General features: G+C 71.3%; 15 protein-coding genes. 6 read left to right on the plus strand and 9 right to left on the minus strand.

Going from position 1 to position 18,307, the window contains the following annotated elements:
- Nucleotides 1–65 precede the first annotated feature (65 nt).
- The 5 genes from MYMAC_RS03710 to MYMAC_RS03730 all read left to right on the plus strand — a co-directional run bounded on the left by MYMAC_RS03710 (nucleotide 66) and on the right by MYMAC_RS03730 (nucleotide 5,274).
- On the plus strand, nucleotides 66–842 hold the full coding sequence (locus MYMAC_RS03710; RefSeq protein ID WP_095957058.1) for an ABC transporter ATP-binding protein: 777 nt from the start codon (nucleotides 66–68) through the stop codon (nucleotides 840–842).
- A 2-nt stretch (nucleotides 843–844) separates the two neighbouring features.
- The gene (locus MYMAC_RS03715) at nucleotides 845–1,648 is read left to right on the plus strand and encodes an ABC transporter permease (RefSeq protein ID WP_095957059.1); all 804 of its coding nucleotides are present in this window, start codon (nucleotides 845–847) and stop codon (nucleotides 1,646–1,648) included.
- 263 nt (nucleotides 1,649–1,911) lie between these two features.
- On the plus strand, nucleotides 1,912–2,451 hold the full coding sequence (locus tag MYMAC_RS03720) for a hypothetical protein (RefSeq protein ID WP_095957060.1): 540 nt from the start codon (nucleotides 1,912–1,914) through the stop codon (nucleotides 2,449–2,451).
- 476 nt (nucleotides 2,452–2,927) lie between these two features.
- On the plus strand, nucleotides 2,928–3,893 hold the full coding sequence (locus MYMAC_RS03725; RefSeq protein WP_095957061.1) for a serine/threonine-protein kinase: 966 nt from the start codon (nucleotides 2,928–2,930) through the stop codon (nucleotides 3,891–3,893).
- 76 nt (nucleotides 3,894–3,969) lie between these two features.
- Nucleotides 3,970–5,274 (plus strand): ABC1 kinase family protein, encoded by a 1,305-nt coding sequence (locus MYMAC_RS03730; RefSeq protein WP_013936122.1) that lies wholly within the window; start codon nucleotides 3,970–3,972, stop codon nucleotides 5,272–5,274.
- 7 nt (nucleotides 5,275–5,281) lie between these two features.
- On the opposite strand, the gene MYMAC_RS03735 is transcribed toward MYMAC_RS03730, so the two are convergent.
- Complete coding sequence (locus tag MYMAC_RS03735) at nucleotides 5,282–5,692, minus strand: response regulator (RefSeq protein WP_013936121.1); 411 nt, start codon at nucleotides 5,690–5,692, stop codon at nucleotides 5,282–5,284.
- 151 nt (nucleotides 5,693–5,843) lie between these two features.
- On the opposite strand from MYMAC_RS03735, the gene MYMAC_RS03740 reads away from it, so the two are divergent.
- Nucleotides 5,844–6,506 (plus strand): response regulator transcription factor, encoded by a 663-nt coding sequence (locus MYMAC_RS03740; RefSeq protein WP_095957062.1) that lies wholly within the window; start codon nucleotides 5,844–5,846, stop codon nucleotides 6,504–6,506.
- Between the two features lie 176 nt (nucleotides 6,507–6,682).
- Here MYMAC_RS03740 and MYMAC_RS03745 read toward each other — a convergent pair whose 3' ends face one another.
- From MYMAC_RS03745 to MYMAC_RS03780, 8 genes are all read right to left on the minus strand, one after another.
- A complete protein-coding gene (locus MYMAC_RS03745) occupies nucleotides 6,683–7,471 on the minus strand; it encodes a dienelactone hydrolase family protein (protein ID WP_204817358.1) in 789 nt (262 codons plus the stop codon).
- 218 nt (nucleotides 7,472–7,689) lie between these two features.
- Nucleotides 7,690–8,724: a methyltransferase gene (locus MYMAC_RS03750; protein ID WP_095957064.1), complete on the minus strand. Its 1,035-nt coding sequence runs from the start codon at nucleotides 8,722–8,724 to the stop codon at nucleotides 7,690–7,692.
- On the minus strand, nucleotides 8,721–9,569 hold the full coding sequence (locus MYMAC_RS03755; protein ID WP_095957065.1) for a tryptophan 2,3-dioxygenase family protein: 849 nt from the start codon (nucleotides 9,567–9,569) through the stop codon (nucleotides 8,721–8,723). Before MYMAC_RS03755 ends, MYMAC_RS03750 begins: the two co-directional genes overlap by 4 nt.
- A gap of 86 nt (nucleotides 9,570–9,655) precedes the next feature.
- A complete protein-coding gene (locus MYMAC_RS03760) occupies nucleotides 9,656–10,060 on the minus strand; it encodes a response regulator (protein WP_013936116.1) in 405 nt (134 codons plus the stop codon).
- A complete protein-coding gene (locus MYMAC_RS03765) occupies nucleotides 10,053–12,998 on the minus strand; it encodes a response regulator (RefSeq protein WP_095957066.1) in 2,946 nt (981 codons plus the stop codon). The genes MYMAC_RS03760 and MYMAC_RS03765 overlap by 8 nt, the downstream gene beginning before the upstream one ends.
- 3 nt (nucleotides 12,999–13,001) lie before the next feature.
- Nucleotides 13,002–14,162 carry an FIST signal transduction protein gene (locus MYMAC_RS03770; protein ID WP_095957067.1) on the minus strand — a complete coding sequence of 387 codons (1,161 nt, stop codon included), beginning with the start codon at nucleotides 14,160–14,162 and terminating at the stop codon, nucleotides 13,002–13,004.
- A gap of 31 nt (nucleotides 14,163–14,193) precedes the next feature.
- Complete coding sequence (locus MYMAC_RS03775) at nucleotides 14,194–16,062, minus strand: cytochrome c3 family protein (protein ID WP_239989330.1); 1,869 nt, start codon at nucleotides 16,060–16,062, stop codon at nucleotides 14,194–14,196.
- A gap of 263 nt (nucleotides 16,063–16,325) precedes the next feature.
- Nucleotides 16,326–18,170, minus strand: a complete 1,845-nt coding sequence (locus MYMAC_RS03780) for a sensor histidine kinase (RefSeq protein WP_095957069.1) — start codon at nucleotides 18,168–18,170, stop codon at nucleotides 16,326–16,328.
- Between the last annotated feature and the right edge of the window lie 137 nt (nucleotides 18,171–18,307).

The raw sequence follows: 18,307 nt of genomic DNA on the forward strand, positions 1-18,307 counted from the left end.
CCGGGGCGCGTCCGGAACTCATCAGCGCGCGGGTTGCGCGTGCCTGGGGCGCGCGCCACGGCACAATGCGCGTCATGGTGACTGAGGGAAGGGCCGAGGTGCCCAAGGTGCTGTCGGTGGCGCGGCTTCGCAAGGAATACGGCGGCAGGGCCGCGGTGGACGGCGTCTCATTCGAGGTGGGGCGGGGGGAGATTGTCGGGCTGCTGGGGCCCAACGGCGCGGGCAAGACGACGACCATCAACATGGTGCTCGGCGTGCTGCAGCCCACGTCCGGCGCCATCCACATCGAGCGGCTGGACCTGGCGGCGCAGCGCTCCGCGGCGCTGGCGCTGACGAACTTCGCCGCCGTCTACTCGCCGCTGCCCGGCAACCTCACCGTGTACCAGAACCTGCGCGTCTTCGGCCTCATCTACGGGGTGAAGGCGCTGGGCGCGCGCATCGCGGAGCTGCTGGAGCAGTTCGACCTGGTGAAGTACCGCGACGTGAAGTGCGGCGTGCTGTCCTCCGGGGAGCAGACCCGCGTGGCGCTGGCGAAGGCGATGCTCAACCGCCCGCACCTGCTGCTGCTGGACGAGCCCACCGCGTCGCTGGACCCCGCCACGGCGCGGGACATCCGCACCCGGATTCGCGAGTTCGCCTCGCGCGACACCGGCGGCGTGCTGTGGACGTCCCACAACATGTACGAGGTGGAGGAGGTCTGCGACCGCGTGCTGTTCCTGTCGCACGGCCGGGTGCTGCTGGAGGGCAACCCGCGGACGCTGCCCCGCGAGCACGGCCAGGCCTCGCTCGAGGAGCTCTTCATCACCGTGGCGCGCGAGCCGCTCGCGCTGGAGCGGAGCTGACCATGCACCTGTCCCGAGCCGCCGCCGTCTCGCTCCGTCACTACTACCTGCTGCGAGGGAGCCTGGCGCGCTTCCTGCCGCTCTTCGCGTGGGTGGCCATCGACATGGTGCTGTGGGGCTTCATGAGCCGCTACCTCAACACCGTCACCGCGCGGGAGTACAACTTCGTCCCGGTGCTGCTGGGCGCTGTCCTGCTGTGGGACTTCTTCATCCGCGTCATGCAGGGCGTGACGATGGTGTTCTTCGAGGACGTCTGGTCGCGCAACTTCCTCAACATGTTCGCGTCCCCGCTCACCATCTCCGAGTACCTGGGGGGACTGGTGCTCTCCAGCATCGCCACCAGCACGTTGGGCCTGGGGGTGATGCTGGTGCTGGCCAGCACCGTCTTCGGCCTGTCCTTCGCCGCGTACGGCGTGCTCTTCATCCCCTTCCTGCTGGTGCTGTTCCTGTTCGGCATCGCGCTGGGCATCTTCGGCTGCGCGCTGGTGCTGCGGCTGGGGCCGGCGTCGGAGTGGTTCGTCTGGCCCATCCCCGCGCTGCTGTCGCCCTTCGCCGGCGTCTTCTATCCGCTGTCCACGCTGCCCGCATGGATGCAGGCCGTGTCCCACCTGCTGCCGCCTTCGTACGTCTTCGAGGGCATGCGGACGCTCGCCGCGGGCGGCACGTTCCAGATGTCGACGCTGCTATGGGGCGCCGGTCTTGCCCTGGTGGAAATCCTGCTCGCGTGCGCCTTCTTCACGCGGGTACACCGGCAGGCCGTGCGCACCGGACTCATCGCGCGATACAGCGCCGAAAGCGTGAGCTGAGACAGGACGTTTTCATTGTCGCTGTCGGTCTCAGCGGCGCGCACTTCGCGCCGTGGCCGCCGTGCGTGCGCGGGGGTCATCTCCCCGTGGTGACCGCATCCACGGGGGGCTGAACCCTGGACGAATCGCGCACGCGGCTCGTGCCGTCGCGCCCCCCCTTCGTGGCCTGGCGCCGCCGTGCGCATGCCCATGAGGGGAGTCCGTCGCGGGGAGAGGCCCGGCGTGGGTGACGGCACTCGTCCACCCGTACCTGGAGCGTACCGATGCGAAGTCTCAAACCTGTTTTCTCCTCCGCGGTGGTGATGGCCCTGTGCTCACTGCTCGCGGGTGCTTGCGGCGGTTCACCGGCGGATGACACGTCTCCCGACACGCAGGCTCCGCAGAGCGGCGGGCTGGGCGGCAAGGGCAGCGAAGGGGTGCCGGCCTGGGGGGATGAACCGACCTACCCCGGGGACGGTGAAACCTCGCCGGACAAAGTCACCATCTGTCACATCCCTCCCGGCAATCCGGCCAATGCACACAGCATCACCGTGTCCGTGTCGGCCTGGCCCGCGCATGAGCGGCACGGCGACACGCTGGGGCCCTGCGACGGTGGCACCGGTGGCGAGCCGGACGCGGGCAGCGGCGAGGAGCCGGGTGGCGAGGAGCCGGGTGGTGAGGAGCCGGGTGGTGAGGAACCGGACGCGGGCGGTGGCGAGGAGCCGGTGTGTGGTCCCATCGGCGCGGATTGTGGCGAGTCCGCGGCCTGCTGCTTCGGGCTGACGTGTGGTGAGAGCAACACCTGCGAGCCCACCATCGGCTGACGTGGTGTGAGACACCTCCCCGCCCGGGTGCCGGGCGGGGAGTTTCATCGCGCAAGGGCCTGTCGCGCGGATGGGGCCACCCACTTCGCCCACTTCCATCGGGCGGGTGGGGCGTGGCCACCGCGCTGGCTTCCGCCCGTCGTGCGCGCGGGAGCGCCACCGTGCACGCGCCTGTCTTCCGGGCGCGGTGCGCGTTGAGCGCCGCACACTTCCTCATGCTCCCGGCGGTGGCCGCGCGGCGTGCGTGCTCCGGCGAACAGAGCTGTCGTTGCGCGTTCGACGCACGAATCGAAGGGCGTCGCGAGGCGCGATGAGACGGCGTTAGGGTGTTCAGGTCGCTGACGGTCATCCGTGTTGGAAAGGGGGAGTCCCGGAGCCGTCACCTCTCCCAGAACACATTTCGCGCTGGCTCGTGCGCGGTGCTCGCCGGAGGCCTTCCGACAGCGGGCGCCTGTCGCGCGAAGGACGTTGGCATCATGTCCCGGTTGGACGTCACCACTTCCGTTCCCGTGTTCCCCCGCGAGTGTCCGGCCCGGGCGCGCGCGCGTCGTGTGCCTCCCGCGAGCGAGGCCCCGCTGCCGGCGCGGGCGTCCACCCTGGTGGGACAGCAGGTGGGGCACTTCCGGCTGCTGCGGGAGCTGGGCCGTGGGGGGCTGGGCACGGTGCTGCTCGCGGAGCATGCGCTCATCCAGAAGCGGGTGGCCATCCAGGTGCTCCACGCGCACGTGGCGCAAGACTCCGCGCGGGTGGCTGGCTTCCTTCAGGCGGCGCGCACGCTGACGCTCATCCAGCACGCGAACATCGTCTCGCTGTACGACCTGGGCATGCGCGACGGGCGTCCCTACCTCGTCAGGGAGTACCTGGAGGGGCAGAGCCTGGCCGCCTTCGCGCGGGGACGGCTGGCGTCGGCGCTGGTGGTGGACCTGCTCACCCAGGTGTGTGACGCGCTGAGCGCCGCGCATGCGCACGGCATCGCCCACGGCAGCCTCAACGCCTCCAACATCTTCCTCGTCCCCGACGCGCAGGGCCGCCAGCACGTGAAGCTGCTGGACTTCGGCATCGCCGGGCTCCTGCCGCCCGCCGAGGGCACCCCCGAATGCTCCGTGCCCGCGGACCTCCACGCCGTGGGGCTGCTGGGCGCCCTGCTCGTCGCTGGCCGGCTGGGCGCGCGTGGGCTCCCGGCGGAGGCGCCGCTGCCGGGCCACGCGCGGGAGCCGCCGCCGCTGCCGCCGGACCTCCCCTCGGCGCTGTCGCGGGTGCTGCTCAAGGCCATGGCACGCCGCCCGGTGGACCGTTACACCAGCGCCACCGCGCTGCGGGACGCCTTGCAGGCCTCGGTCGCGCTCGACGGAGGCGCGCCGCCGGAGGCCCTGGGATTGGAGCCGCTCCCGAGCTGGTTCATGTCCCTGGGCTCGCCAGGGGCCGCGCCCGCCTCCAGGTAGGGCGGCCTGGCTGTCGCGACGAGGTGTCATGCCTTGCGTCTGGCGGGGCCCTCCTCGTTAATCCACCTCCGTTCCCATGGCTTCAGACTCCGACGACAAGCTTCCACCCCAGGGCCGCTTCAACCGCCTGCGCAAGCTGGCGGGCCTCTCCATGCAGGTGGGCACGGACGTGCTCAAGAGCGGCGCGAAGCGCCTGTCCGGGAGCTCCTCCGACATGCTCAGCAAGGAGGCCGCGGAGAAGCTGGTCTCCACGCTGGGCGAGCTCAAGGGGGCCGCCATGAAGCTGGGGCAGGCCCTCTCCATGGACCCGGACCTGCTCACCCCCGAGGTGCGGCAGGTGCTGGCGCGGCTGCAGAACCAGGCGCCCTCCATGTCCTACGCGCAGGTGGCCCGCGTGGTGGAGGCGGAGCTGGGCGCGCCGCCGGAGTCGCGCTTCCGCGAGTTCAGCGAGGCCCCCATGGCCGCCGCGTCGCTGGGGCAGGTGCACCGCGCGGTGCTGGAGGACGGACGCGTGGTGGCGGTGAAGGTGCAGTACCCCGGCATCGACGCGTCCCTGGCCCATGACATGGCGAACCTGGGCATCGTGGCGAAGACGGCGTCCACGGTGCTGCGCGTGTCCGACGCCGGCGCCTACTTCCAGGAGTTCCGCGACGAGCTGATGCTGGAGCTGGACTACCTCCGCGAGGCGGAGCTGGCGCGGAGCTTCGCGCGCAGCGTGGCGAAGCTGCCGGAGCTGTGCGTGCCCTCCGTCGTCTCCAGCCACAGCGCGAAGCGGGTGCTGACGCTGGAGCTGCTGGAGGGGCTCACCCTCAAGGACTGGCTGCCGACGAACCCCTCCAATGACGAGCGCTTCCGCGTGGCGCGCCAGCTCATCCTGGCCACCTATGGGCCCTTCTTCAGCACGGGGGAAATCCACGCGGACCCGCACCCGGGCAACTTCATGGTGATGCCGGACGGGCGGCTGGGCCTCCTGGACTTCGGCTCCATCAAGCGCTTCTCCCCGCGCTTCGTGGACGTCAACCAGCGCATGCTCCGGCAGACGATGCGCCTGGAGCCCCTGGACATCCTGGGCATGAGCCGGGAGGTGGGCTTCACGGTGGAGCTGCCGGACGAGGAGGCCGAGGGCCTCATCGCCGAGGTGCTGCGCATCGCCGGGCGGCCCATGCGCCTGCCGGACTACGACTACGCCACCTGTGAAATCAACCGCGACATGCGCAACCACTTCTCGCGCAACGCGCCGCGCTTCCTCAAAATCCGGCCGCCGCCGGAGGCCATCATGTTCTTCCGCTCCACGGGAGGACTGGCGCAGAACCTGCGGCTGATTGGCGCGCGCGGTGACTTCCGCGCCGTCTTCCTGGAGGTGACGGCCGTGCCGGCCTGAGGCCGCGCTACCGGGCGGCCGGGACGGGCTCGGCGGACGCCACGGGCTTCAGGTGCAGCGCCTCCAGCCGCTGGGCCAGCGCCTCGCCCTGCACGCTCTTGCTGATGTAGCCGTCCGCGCCAGACGCGTGCGCCAGGGCGCGGAGCTGCGCCTCGTCCGAGGCGGAGTAGAGGATGAACTTGGTGCCGCGGGGCGCCTGGCCACGCGCCAGCGTCAGCACCTTGTCGCCGCTGAGCGCCGGGATGTTCACGTCCAGCAGCACCAGGTCCGGCTGGGTGGTGCGCACCAGGTTGGAGACGCCCAGGGAGGAGCGGTGGGTGCGCACGTCGAAGCCGTAGGCGGAGAGGGTGCGCTCCGCGAGCGAGAGCTGGTCCTGGTCATCGTCGACGTAGAGGACGCGGATTTTCGTCTCCAGCATGGCTTTCCCCCTTCAGCGTGCGGATGGGTGCTGCGGCTGCTTCGTGACGTCCGGAGTATCCTCCAGTCGTCACTCCGTGTCGCCCCCCGGCTGAGGGAATCCCCTTAGAAGGGTTGTACTTCCGGGAATGAATGGGGAGGGTGGAAGGGCCATGGAATCGGAACGCATCCGGGTGGCCATCCTGGAGGACCAGCAGGTCTTCCGGGAGGCCCTCGTGGCAGTGCTGGAAGTCGCGGGCATGGACGTGGTGGCGGGCTGCGCGGAGCCGGCGCCCTTCCTCGCGCGCGTGCGGGAGACGCTGCCCCATGTCGCGCTGGTGGACCTGCGGCTGGCGCTGCCGGAGTGGGAGGCGCCCACCGGCGGCATGGACGCGCTCCAGTCCCTGCATGACTTCTTCCCCCAGGTGAAGCCGCTGGTGCTGTCCGGCCACCGGGAGGCGGCGCTGGTGGAGCAGTGCCTCCAGGCGGGCGCGGCCGGCTACCTGTGGAAGCAGAACGTGAGCTGCGCGGAGGTGGTGGAGGCGGTGGAGCGGGTGGTCCGCGGCGAGCGGCTGCTGCCCGCGGGGCTGGCGTGGACGCCGCCGGAGCCGACGCTCCCGGGGGAGCTGGGCCGGTTGACGCCGCGCGAGCGCGAGGTGCTGGGCTACATCGCCGCGGGCGCGGACAACCTGAGGATTGCCGCGTGTCTGGGCATCACCGAGCGCACGGTGAAGGCGCACATCACCAACATCTACAAGAAGGTCGGCTCGGAGAGCCGCACGCAGCTCGCGGTCCTCGGGTGCCAGTTGGGTGTGCAGCGCCCGGCAAGTCTCTGAGGCCGGAGGGCTTGCGCGTCAGACTGCTGGCCACTGGGAGCGCGCCGCGTCTGGTGGCACCGTCGAGGTACCTCGGCGTCAGGCGCGCTCGCGCCTTCCCCCCACGCCTGGGCATTCCCGGGGGGCCAGGGCAGCGACGGCGGCTGCCCTGGCCCAGCCTGTGGAGAATCCGTGCTTCAGCTCCCGGCGGCGCGCTGCGTGGGCGAGACGTCCCAGCGGGGCGCGCCCAGGTGCTGGAGGAACCAGAGGCACGCCAGGTCCACCATCTGCGTCAGCGCGCCGGGCTCCTCGAAGCGGTGCGTGGCGCCGGAGATGACCTCCAGGCGCTTCTCCGCCGTCATCGCGGCGTGGGCGCGGCGGTGGGGCTCCAGCGCGGCGGTGTCCTCCGAGCCGACGATGAGCATCGTGGGCGCGCGCACCCGGGCCAGCGTCGTGCCCGGCTGCGCCAGGCGTCCGCCCCGGCACACCACCGCGTCCACCGCCTCCGGCCGCAGCGCCGCGGCGGCCAGGGCCGCGGCCGCGCCCGTGTACGCCCCGAAGTAGCCGATGCGCAGGCCGTTGGTGCGAGGCGCGCGCCGCAGCCAGCGCGCCACGCCCGCCAGCCGCCCGCCGAAGAGGCCCAGGTTGAAGCGCAGGTCGCGCTCGCGGCAGGCCTCCTCCTCCGCCGCCGTCAGCAGGTCCACCGCGAGGGTGCCCAGCCCCTCGTTCTGCAACAGCCGGGCGACCTCCAGGTCCGTGGCGCCGCGGCGGCTGCTGCCGTGGCCCCGCACGAGCACCACCACGCCCGTGGCGCCCGCGGGCACCTGGAGCAGGCCCCTCAACTCCACGCCTTCTTCAACGGGGATGCGGACCTCTCCGTCCGCGGCGGGCGCTGTCCAGCTTCCCGCCCCTTGCGACTGCGTCACCAGCCCGCGAACCACCTTCTCCGAGCCTTCATCCGACCTGCGTGAACCCTGCTTCTTCATGCGGAGTCCTCCCTCTTCGTCGGACTGCGTCGCTGCCGTGCTACACCCGATACAACCGTCGGAATTGCAGAACCCGTGCCAGGATTTTGACCCACCTGAAACGCCCGGCTGGCCTCCTTGGCGCCTGGGGATGGGCCCATTCTACCAGCGCTTCCCTGGCGCGACGCGGTGACGATTGGGGGGCAAACGGGTGGCCCACCTGGCAGGTCCTGTCGTTTTTACCGGCGGGCGACGATGAGCTCGAAGGGGCCGGGCAGCACCTCGGCGTCCTCGAAGCCCGTCTCGTCCAGCACGCGCAGGTAGTGCTCCACCTCGCGCAGGCGGCTCACGCAGGTGTCCACGCCCATGAGGAAGTAGGACCAGAAGAACTGGGCCGCCAGCCGCTCCGGGGTGCGGAACTCCTCGCAGATGAGGACGCGGCCTCCGGGGGGGAGCGCGTCACGCGCGGCCACGAGCAGCGCGCGCGCCGTGTCCGCGGGCCAGTCGTGCAGCACCCGCACGAAGCAGAGCGTGTCGTAGCCGCCGGGCAGCGGCCCGTGGAGGAAGTCCCCGCCCTGGAAGCCCAGGCGCTCGGGGGGCAGGCCGAAGCGCTCGCGGGTGCGGTCCACCAGCGGCGCGGTGGCCGGCAGGTTGAAGACGTCCACGCGGAGGCCGGGGTGCTCGCTCGCCAGGTGGGCGGCCAGCGTGCCGTCACCGCCGCCCACGTCCAGCACCCGGCCGCCGCGCCGCCACAGCCGCTCGCCGTGGGCGCGGAAGGTCTCCAGGATGGGCGGGAGGCCCGCGGCCATGCTGGCCTCGAAGCCCGCCACCTGCTCGGCGGTGCGCGGGGGCCAGTCGAAGGCGGCGGGAGGCATGGAGCGCTCCCCGCGCAGCACCTGCGGGAGCTGCCCGTGCAGCTCGTGCCACGCATAGCGCTCCCGGTCCCGCTCCAGCGACCGCGGGCCCAGCACGGCCTGGGCGGCCGCGCGCAGTCCGGGGACGGCCTGGTAGCGCGCGGACTCCAGGGCGTCGGTGGGCTGCTCGCGCCGCACCAGGCCCAGGCTCTCCAGGCAGTCCAGCAGCTTGTAGAGCCGCCCGGGCACCAGGCGGTGCCGCGTGGCCAGCTCGCCCAGGGTGACGGGCCCTGGCTCCAGGGCGTCCAGCAGCCCCAGGGCCAGCGAGGCCTCCAACACGTCCACGGCGCGGGCGCCGTTGTACAGCAGGTGGAGCAGGGCGCGAGGGGAGGCGGCCAGGGCCGTGGCCTCCTCCCTCATGGCTGCTCCACCTGCGCCCGGGCCGCGTGCGCCATGGGGCAGCCGCCGCCTTGAGGGACGCGGCTGGCGCCCGGGGCGACGCCGCCCTCGCGCTGCCACCCGGCCGTCAGCTCCAGGCGCACGTCCCAGAGCTGGCGGAACAGCGGCAGCGTCATCCGCCCCGCGAGCACCTGCGTGGGCAGGCCGTCCAGCGCCTTCACCGCGCGGTCCACGCCGATGGTGCGGCGCACCAACTGGAAGTGGGCATGGAGCCAGCCCTGGAAGGCCTCGTCCATGTCCACGAGCTGCTCGCAGAGGCGCTTCAAGTCGTCCGGGCCGCCCGAGCTGTACACGGACGCGAGCGTCTGGCCACGCCGCGCGAGCAGCCGCTCCAGGGCGCCCTCCAGCCCCTGCGCCACCCGCCGCAGCATGTTGTAGCCAGGGGACTCCTGGCCGCTGCCGTTGCCCAGGCTGCGCCGGATGACCTGGTAGGTGTCCGGCGTCATCGTCTCCAGGATGGCCAGCTCCTGCTTCACGGCCTGCAGCACCCGGCAGATGCGCTCCAGCCGCGCCGAGGCCGCCCACAGTGCGTCCCGGTCCAGCTCCGCCACGACCTCCACCGCCTCGCGCGAGGCCAGCTTCAGCCACAGCTCCTGCGCCTGGTGGACGACCTGGAACATCAGCTCGTCGTGCGCCACGCGCTCGCCGTCCGCCGCCTGCAGCGACAGCAGCGTGGGCGTCTTCAGATAGACCTCGTAGTCGAGCTCGCCCTTGCCCACCCACTTCTTCAAGAGGGGGTTGAAGAGGGGCTCAGCCAGTTCGAGTCGTAACCTTTCAGCATAACTGTAATTGATGGACGCGCTCATGCGGCCCTCCTGAGTGAGGGGAAGCTCGGAAGGTGTGGAATCGCGGGTACCGTAGCAGCGGTACCCGCGGGCATGTCATCCGGCTTTCAGGGAGCGGGCGTCGGTGTCGGCGGCCGGGGCTTCAGGTGGAAGGCGCGCAGGCGTTGAGCCAGCTCCTCGCCCTGCACGCTCTTGGAGATATATCCGTCCGCACCGGACGCGAGCGCCAGGGAGCGCAGCTTCGATTCGTCGGATGCTGAATAGAGGATGAACTTCGTCTTCGGCAGCGCGTACTGGCGCGCCAGGTTGACCACCTTGTCGCCCTTGAGGGCGGGGAAGTTCACGTCGATGAGGACGAAGTCCGGCTCCACCGAGCGGACGAGGTTGGAGACACCCAGCGCGGAGGTGTGCGTGAGCACCTCGAAGCCGTAGGCGCTCAGCGAGCGCTGTACGAGGTCGAGCAGGTCCGGGTCGTCGTCCACCACCAGGACGCGCGCTTTTTCTTCAGACATGGGTTCTCCCTAGATGCTTGCGAATCATCTCGAGCAACTGGTCACGATCAAGGGGCTTGGTGAGGTACGCGGTGCAACCGGCCTCGTGCGCCTTGTCCTGGTACTCCCGCCCCGCGTGTGCCGTCACCGCGATGACGGGAACATTGGCCGCTGCGGGGAGGGCTCGCAACCTGCGGGTGACCTCCCAGCCGTCCAGGCGGGGGAGCGACAGGTCCATCAGGATGAGGTCCGGGGCGTCGCGGATGGCGCGCTCCAAGCCGTGCTCGCCGTCCTCCGCTTCAATGACCTCGAAGTGGCCGTTGAGGTAGCGGCGGACGATGTCGCGGTTCTGCGCGCTGTCCTCCACATAGAGGATGCGGGCCAGCTTGCCGGCGCTGGCGGCGCGCTGGGACAACAGCAGGCCCTTGGCCTGGGCGATGACGTCCTCCAGCGCGTGGCCGCCCTTCTTCACGAAGCCGGCGAAGCCGTCACGCAGCAGGGCCTCCTCCTCGGCGGAGAGCGTCTTGCCGGTGAGCACCACCACGGGCACCTGGAGCTTCTCCGCGCGCAGCCGGCGCAGCACCTCGAAGCCGTCCAGGTTGGGCATCATCAAGTCGAGGACGACCAGCGCGGGCGGGGACACGCGCGCCTTGAGCAGGGCGTCCTCGCCGCTGCGGGCCTCTGACGTGGAGAAGCCGGCGCGGCGCAGGTTGCGGCTGACCAGCTCGCGGGTGGCCGAGTCGTCGTCCACCACCAGCACCTCGCCCACGCTGGTGGAGTTGCCGGAGGCCTGGTGGAGGCTGCGCTGCACCACCTCCACCAGCCGCTCGGGCTCCACCGGCTTGACCAGGTACTCGCACGCGCCCAGGGAGAAGCCGCGCGCGCGCTGCTCCTCCACGGAGATGAGGATGACGGGGATGCCGGCCAGCGAGGGCTCGCTCTTGAGCTGGCTGAGCACCGACCAGCCGTCCAGCTTGGGCAGGTGGATGTCCAGCAGGATGGCCTGGGGCCGCAGCTCGCGCGCCCGCTTGAGCGCGGCGATGCCGTCCTCGGCCACCACCACCTTGAAGCCGGCGGGCTCCAGCTGCCCGGCGACGAGCTGCTGGATGAGCGGGTCGTCATCCACCACCAGCACGGTGCTGCCCGGCTGGGCCATGGCGCCCAGGTGCTGGGCCACCTCCGCCACGGGCACGCCGCGCTCCAGGTGCGGCCCGCCGCCGTTGTCCAGCGCCTCCAGGGTGGTGGGCAGGCGCACCGTGAAGGTGGTGCCGCGGCCCAGGGTGGACGTCACGGACACGTTGCCGCCCAGCACGCGGGACAGCTCGCGGACGATGGCCAGCCCCAGGCCGGTGCCGCCCACCTTGCGCGTGGTGGAGCCGTCCACCTGGCGGAACTTCTCGAAGATGAAGGGGAGCTGGTCGGACGGGATGCCGACGCCGGTGTCCTCCACCGTCATGACGACCTCGCCGCCCGCGGGCACCAGGCTCAGCGACACCTCGCCCGCCTCGGTGAACTTGGCGGCGTTGCTGAGCAGGTTGAGCATGATCTGCCGCAGCTTCAGCGCGTCCGAGCGGAGCATGCGGGCGGCCGGGTCGATGTTCGTGGTGAGGGCCACGTCCTTGCCCTTGAGGTACTCCTTCACCGTGGCCAGGCACTCGTCGGCCAGCTCCTGCACGTCCACCTGCTCGGTGACGACCTCCACGCGGCCGGACTCAATCTTGGACAGGTCCAGGATGTCGTTGATGAGCGCCAGCAGCGTCTTGGCGTTCGTCTTGACGACGTTGAGGTCGCGGCGGCCGTGCGCGGTGAGCCGCTGGCCTTCCTCGCGCATCAGCAGGTCGCAGTAGCCGATGATGCCGTTGAGCGGGGTGCGGATTTCGTGGCTGAAGTTGGCCAGGAACTCGCTCTTGAGGCGGGCGGCGGCCTCGGCCTCGCGGGCGCGCTCCTCCTCGTTGCGCTTGGCCACCGCCAGCTCCTGGGCCAGCCGGTCCAGGTCCTCGTTCTGCTGACGGATGATCTCCATCTGCAGCGCGCGCTGCTGGTAGGACGCCAGCGAGCGGGCGGACACGGCGCGGGTGCGCTTGATCTCCTCCAGGCTGGCGGCGAGCTGCTTGTTGGCCGCCTCCAGCTCCGCCTTGGACGCGCGCAGCATCTCCTCATGCTGCTTGCGCTCGGTGATGTCCTCGGTGACGCCCATCACGTAGCGGGCCACGCCGTGCTCGTCGAGCAGGGGCAGCTTGCGCGTGGAGAAGATGCGGTCCACGCCGTCGGCGCGGGCCACCTCCTCGAAGGACTTCATCTGCCGGGTTTCGAGGATCTCCGTGTCGATGGCGATGAACGAGTCGGCCTGCTCCTTGGGGAAGTAGTCGTGGTCCAGCTTCCCCAGCAGCCACTGCTTGGTGACGCGGAAGGCGTCCGCGAAGGTCTTGTTCGCCACCACCAGCCGGCGCGTCTGTGCGTCCTTCACGAAGAGGACGAACGGAATCGCGTCGATGATGTTCTCCATCAGGTAGTTGGTGCGCTCGAGCTGCACCGCGGTGTCGGTGTGGCGGCGGCGGTCCGCCGTCATCCGCAGCTCGCGCTGCACCACGGGCACCAGCCGGCTGAAGCGGTCCTCGGTGATGTAGTCGAGCGCCCCGGCGCGCACGCTGGCCTCCAGCGTGTCCTCGCTCCAGTCGCGCGACAGCACCACGAAGGGCAGCTCCTTGCCGTACTGGCTCCACAGCGCCCGCACCTCGGCGAAGCCCATGTCGGGCACCTCCGAGCCGCACAGCACCAGGCCCCAGGTCCGCGACAGCGCGGCCTCCGCCGCGGCCGCCGTGGTGGCGCGCTCCGTCACCACCTGCACGCCCGCGCGCGCGAGGGCTTCCTCCACGCGCTGGCACTCGCGCTCGCCGGCCACGAGCAGGAGGGACGCATTGTCCGCCGGAGACTCAGAGGGAGGCTGCGAGGAGGCCATGGCTCAGTTCGCCCCGAAGACCAGCGCGGTCAGCGTGGTGTTGATGTGGAACCCCGAATAGATTTCGAAGTGCACGTTCATACCAGCGGCGGTGGGTGCGGCCTTCAGCGTTTCCGCCAGTTGCTGCACGGTGTTGGTGGCGCTGGCGTACCACATGCGTCCACCACAGTGGAAAAGCAGGGCGGCCTGGGGGTTCTGGACCCTGCGGGGTACCTCCTCGGTGAAGAAGCTGCGCGTCATGCCGGCCATGTCCCCCAGCTTCATCAGCTCCAGCTCGGTGCCCTCCTCCAGCAGGTTGGCGAAGAGGATGGAGCCGTCCTCCTGGGGGCTCCAGGCGGCGCGGATGAAGTACTCGCGGCCCACGCGCAGGGCGGTGGGGCGCACGGCGAAGCCGCGCGGCGTGCCGAACTCCAGCTCGTCCACGCCCACGCCCAGGATTTCCGCGTAGCGCTTCGCCGCCGGGTGCCCGTCGATTTCGAGCGCGCGGGTGTGGCTCTCGTCCACCTTGGTGATGGTGAGCTTCTCGCCGGTGGGCACGTACCAGTGGGAGCGCAGCGCGGCCCAGGGCGCGCTCGTCTTGAAGAGGGCCACCAGCACCGCGTCGGTGGCGACCTCGCCGTCCACGTGGACCATGGCGGACTGCTTGGCCGGGTCGCGGTTGGCGTCGCTGGCGCCGCCGCCCACCAGCACCAGCGTCTGGCACTTCTCCAGGATGCCCAGCAGCAGCTCTTCCTTCTTGTAGCGGAAGCCGTCGTCAATCACGAGGCCCACGTAGCGGCGCGGGTCCAGGTCCTGCTGCCGCACGCCCAGGTCCTCACAGGCGCGCTTGATGGCGGCGGCGCCCGCGCTGATGGCGTCCACGGACAGGCCGGTGCCCAGGCCCAGGCCCACCTCGAAGTCACCGAAGAGGGCGCTCATCACCACGCTGCCCTCGTGGATGCCGGTGTTGTCCAGCTCGCCCGCGGTGGTGGCGCCAATCAGGCGCGTGCCCTTGGGCAGCCGCTGGCGCACGGCGCGGTTGAGCGCCTGCTGGTCACGCTCCCGCGAGGCGAACATCGTCACCAGGCGGGGCGTGTCACTGCCCAACTGACTCAGGAGGTCCTCCGCGGCGGCATCTGGCTCCTTCAGCGTGGTGCGAGCCGTCTGCATCTTCACTTGAGCCATGGAGCCACTCCGGGAGGTGTGCGAGCGGGGGTTAGAGGCCGCTGCCGGGGTGCCGAGTATGACAGGCGCCGGTGCACTGCTGGAAAGACTCCGCGCCCCCTCCCACATACATGCTCTCGATGGGTCCGAATTGCGCCACGTGACTGTCCGGATAGCTCTTATGACAGGACAGACAGGCGGCCTTGCTGGTGCGCTGGATGCTCTCCTTCGTCAGGTGGCAGGACGAGCACTGCTGGAGCGGTGCGTCAAAGCGGTTGGACCGGGAGTGGATGAAGTGGGTGCGCACGAAGATGGGGCCCTCCAGCTCGAAGGCGAGCGGGGCGTGGCACCCGGCGCACGCGGCGCGGTTGTCGTTGGCGTGCAGCACCGTGCCCAGCTCGCCGCCCTTGCTGTGGCAGGACGTGCAGGGGCCGGTGGTGAGCTTGGGCTGGGTGCGCTGCCGGGTGCCCACCTGGATTTCAAGGGTCGTGGTGGCGGGGAGGTCCTCGCCCAGCCAGGCGCGGCGGCCCTTCACCGTCACCAGGTAGGTGCCGGGCTGGGCGTTGTCCGGCAGCTTGAACTGCCAGGTGTCCGTGTTGGGCAGGTTCCAGAGGCTGGGGTCCACGAAGGCGCCGCCGAACAGGACGTTGGCGAAGGGCAGGGTGGCGAACTGGGCGAAGACGCCGTCGCGCTCGGGCGTGGCGATGACCTGCTCGTCCACCGCGGGGTCCAGGAAGGCCTCCAGCGGGACGATGGAGCGGATGGGCTGGATGTGCTGCGCCGGCCCGATGATTTGCGTCATCAGCATGCGCTCGCGGTGCTTGCGGCGGTAGTAGGTGGCCGTCGCGTCGAAGAAGGCCCGGTAGTACTGGACGCCGGAGTCGGTGCCGTCGGGCGCCACCTGGTTGTAGGGCGGCAGGTAGCCCTGGGGGTGGAGCCGGTTGCCGGCGCCATCCCGCAGGGTGAGCTGGAAGGAGATTTCCGTGCCGGGGGCGTAGGTGCCGTCCGGGCGCGGCGGGGTGAGGGCCTCCACGCCAATGCGGAAGCCGTAGGTGTAGCGCCCGTCCACCACCTGCTCCACCGGGATTTCGTAGGGGGCCGCCGGGCGCAGGCTCCAGCGCAGGCGCAGCGCGCGCGTGTCGGAGCGCAGGGTGAGCGTCTGGCGCTGGGCGTGCTCGTACGCGTTGCGCAGCTCCAGGATGGCCTCCTCCTCGAAGGAGGTGGAGGTCGAGCAGTCGTCGGGCGTGGCGCAGCCGGTGGCCGTCTGGATGCCGCGGAAGCGGCGGATGAAGAAGTCATCCAGGCCCGCGCGGCGCTGATGCTCGGTGCCCGCGTTGAGCAGGATGGGGAGGCCGGTGAGCCGGCCGCGCGAGTCCACCGGCTCCACGATGAAGTGGCTGGGCAGGTTCATCCACGCCGCGTCCCGGTAGTAGCGGCGGCGCGTGTAGGGGCCCGGCGCGCCCACGGACTCCTGGTCCACCTGGCGCACGCCCAGCCAGCCCAGGCCGCCGAAGTCGCTCTGCGCGATGAGGTTGCGCAGGCCCTGGTCCCGGGTGGCGGTGACGAAGGACCGGATATCAATCTGGTTGATGAAGAAGGTGGCGCCCTTCTGCACGCGCAGCGGCGTGCCCACGCCGTTCTCCACCTCCAGCGCCAGCCCCACCGCGGGCGTCTTCGCGGGCCAGGGCCACCCGCCGAACAGCAACTGGGTGTCCGCGCCCGGCAGCGCCTTGTCCGCGTCCCGCGCGTCCTTCGCGGCGGTGTCCCGCGAGCCCGGGTCCACCGCGAGCGCGTCCAGCGAGGTCTGCTCCGGCGGCCGCGCGTCCAGCACGGCGTCGTCCAGGGTCTCCTGTCCGCCGCAGGCGAGCAGCAGCCCCGCGAGCGACGCGAGCAGGGCCCGGGGGGCTCCAAGTCCACCCATGGTGCAACTCCTCGTACGTGTAAAAGCCGACGCCGGCATGGCGCCGTGGGCCAGTGGGCCGTGTAGCCCGTCGCCTGTGGGGCGGTGTGGGCCGGGCCTCTCCCGTTTCCGGGTTTCCCCGGTTCGAGCCTTTTTAGCCGTACGAAGATTATCTGCAACCAGCAGATTTGTTCAACTTCTGGGAAAACAATCCACCCGGAGTCGAACCCGCTGTGTTTTCAAGGAGATGAAAGGCAGCCCCGCGGGGCAGCGCTCCTACAACGTCATACCTGTGCTTCATTCACCGAGCAGGATTCCTTGTGGGTCCTGCGAGGAAGCTCAATTGTGAATTCCGCGCCTTCTCCGGCCCTGCTCTGGACACGGATGGTGCCCCCGTGGGCCTCGACGAGCTGGCGGACGATGTAGAGGCCCAGGCCGGTGCCCGGGTGCTGGCCGCCGGAGTGGACGCGCTGGAAGCGGTGGAACAGGCGCTGCTGCGCCTCCACGCCAATGCCGATGCCGCGGTCGCGGACGGAGAAGCGGACGCAGTGGGCGTCCGCCTGGACGCGCAGCTCCACGGGCTGGCCGCGGCCGAACTTGAGGGCGTTGCTGAGCAGGTTGGTGACGACGCGGTCCAGGCGCTGCCGGTCCCACTGGCCGGTGGCGCCCTCGTCCACGCGGACGCTGAGGGCGCAGCCGGCGGCGTGGGCCTGGTCCCCGTGGCGCTCCACCACCTCGCGCACCAGGTGCGCCAGGTCCAGCGGCTCCGTGTCCAGCACCATGCGGCCGGCGGACAGGCGGGACAGGTCCAGGAGGTTGTGGACCAGCCGGCCCAGGCGCCGCGTCTCGCCCTCGGCCCCGGCCAGGCCTTCCCGCAGCCGCGTGTCGGGCGTGCCGGCGCTCTGCATGGACAGGCGCCGCAGCCGAAGCTGGAGCGAGCTGAGCGGGTTGCCCAAATCATGCGCGGCGACGCCGATGAGCTCCAGCGCGTCCTGCGCCTGGGCCAGCAGCCGGGCGTTGTCGAGCGCGAGCGCGGCGCGCGCCGCCAGCTCCTCCATGAAGGCCCGGTCCAGCTCCCCGAAGCGGCGGTGCGTGCCGGTGGACAGCAGGCACAGCGCGCCCAGCACGCGCGAGCCCACCGCCAGCGGCACCGTGAGGGCGGACGTCACGCCCAGCGCGCCCAGCAGCTCGCCGTGCGCGCTGCCCACCAGCGCTTGAGGGAGGCGGGCGCCGTCCAGCTCCGGCAAGAGCTCGCTGCGGCCCGTGCGCACCACGCGGGAGGGCCCCACCTCGCCGTCCTCGGGGCAGCGCAGCAGCGGCTCCCACATGCGGCTGGTGGCGGCGGTGTCCGCGCAGGCCACCGCGTGCGGGCGCACCGAGCCATCCGCGGTGGGCAGGAAGAGGATGCAGGCGTCGGCCACCTCGGGCACGCACAGCCGGGTGAGGGCCTCGCCCACCTCGCGCGCGCCGGACAGCGGCTGGAGCACGCGGCCGGCCTCCGCGAAGAGCGCCTGGGCCCGCTCGATGCGGCGGCGCTCGGTGATGTCGCGCGTCACCTTCACGAAGCCGCGCAGCCGCCCGTGCGCGTCGTACAGCGCGGTGAGCAGCGTCTCCGCCCAGAAGCGGCTGCCGTCGCGGCGCACCCGCCAGCCCTCCGCCAACAGGCGCCCCTCGCGCGCGGCCCGCTCGCGGTGGGCGCGCGGCACGCCGGCCGCCACCTGGTCCTCCGGGTAGACGCGGTCCGGGTCGCGTCCGGCCAGCTCCGCCTCCGCCCAGCCCGTGAGGCGCTCGGCGCCCGCGTTCCACGCCGTCACCCGGCCGTGGCGGTCCAGGAAGCACAGCGCGTAGTCCGTCACCCCGTCCATGAGGAGCTGGAGGTGCTGCTCGCTGGACTCGTGGCGCGCGTGCAGGGGCGCCAGCGCGCGGTGGAGCACGAAGCCCAGCGCCGCCACGCAGGACAGGCCCAGCAGCCCCGCCAGCACGGCCTCCGGCACCGCGCCGTGCCCGGTGGGCTGGGTGGCCTGGACGTAGACGGCCGACAGCAGCGTCGCGAGCAGCAGCAATCCGGCGAACAGGCAGGCGGACAGGCCCGCGCTCACTCGCTGAGCGAACGTCCAACGGCGCATCATGTGGTGACTCCCCCCCAAGGCACCCTTCCGGGCGTGCCGTCGGTGAGGAAAGCATCACCCAGACTGCACGCTGGAGGACATCGTCCTGCTGGACGGGGCAGGGCCGCCCCAGGGGCGCCGGAACGGGCGCTGCGGGC

It is taken from the genome of Corallococcus macrosporus DSM 14697 (assembly GCF_002305895.1).
Taxonomy (GTDB): Bacteria; Myxococcota; Myxococcia; order Myxococcales; family Myxococcaceae; genus Myxococcus; species Myxococcus macrosporus.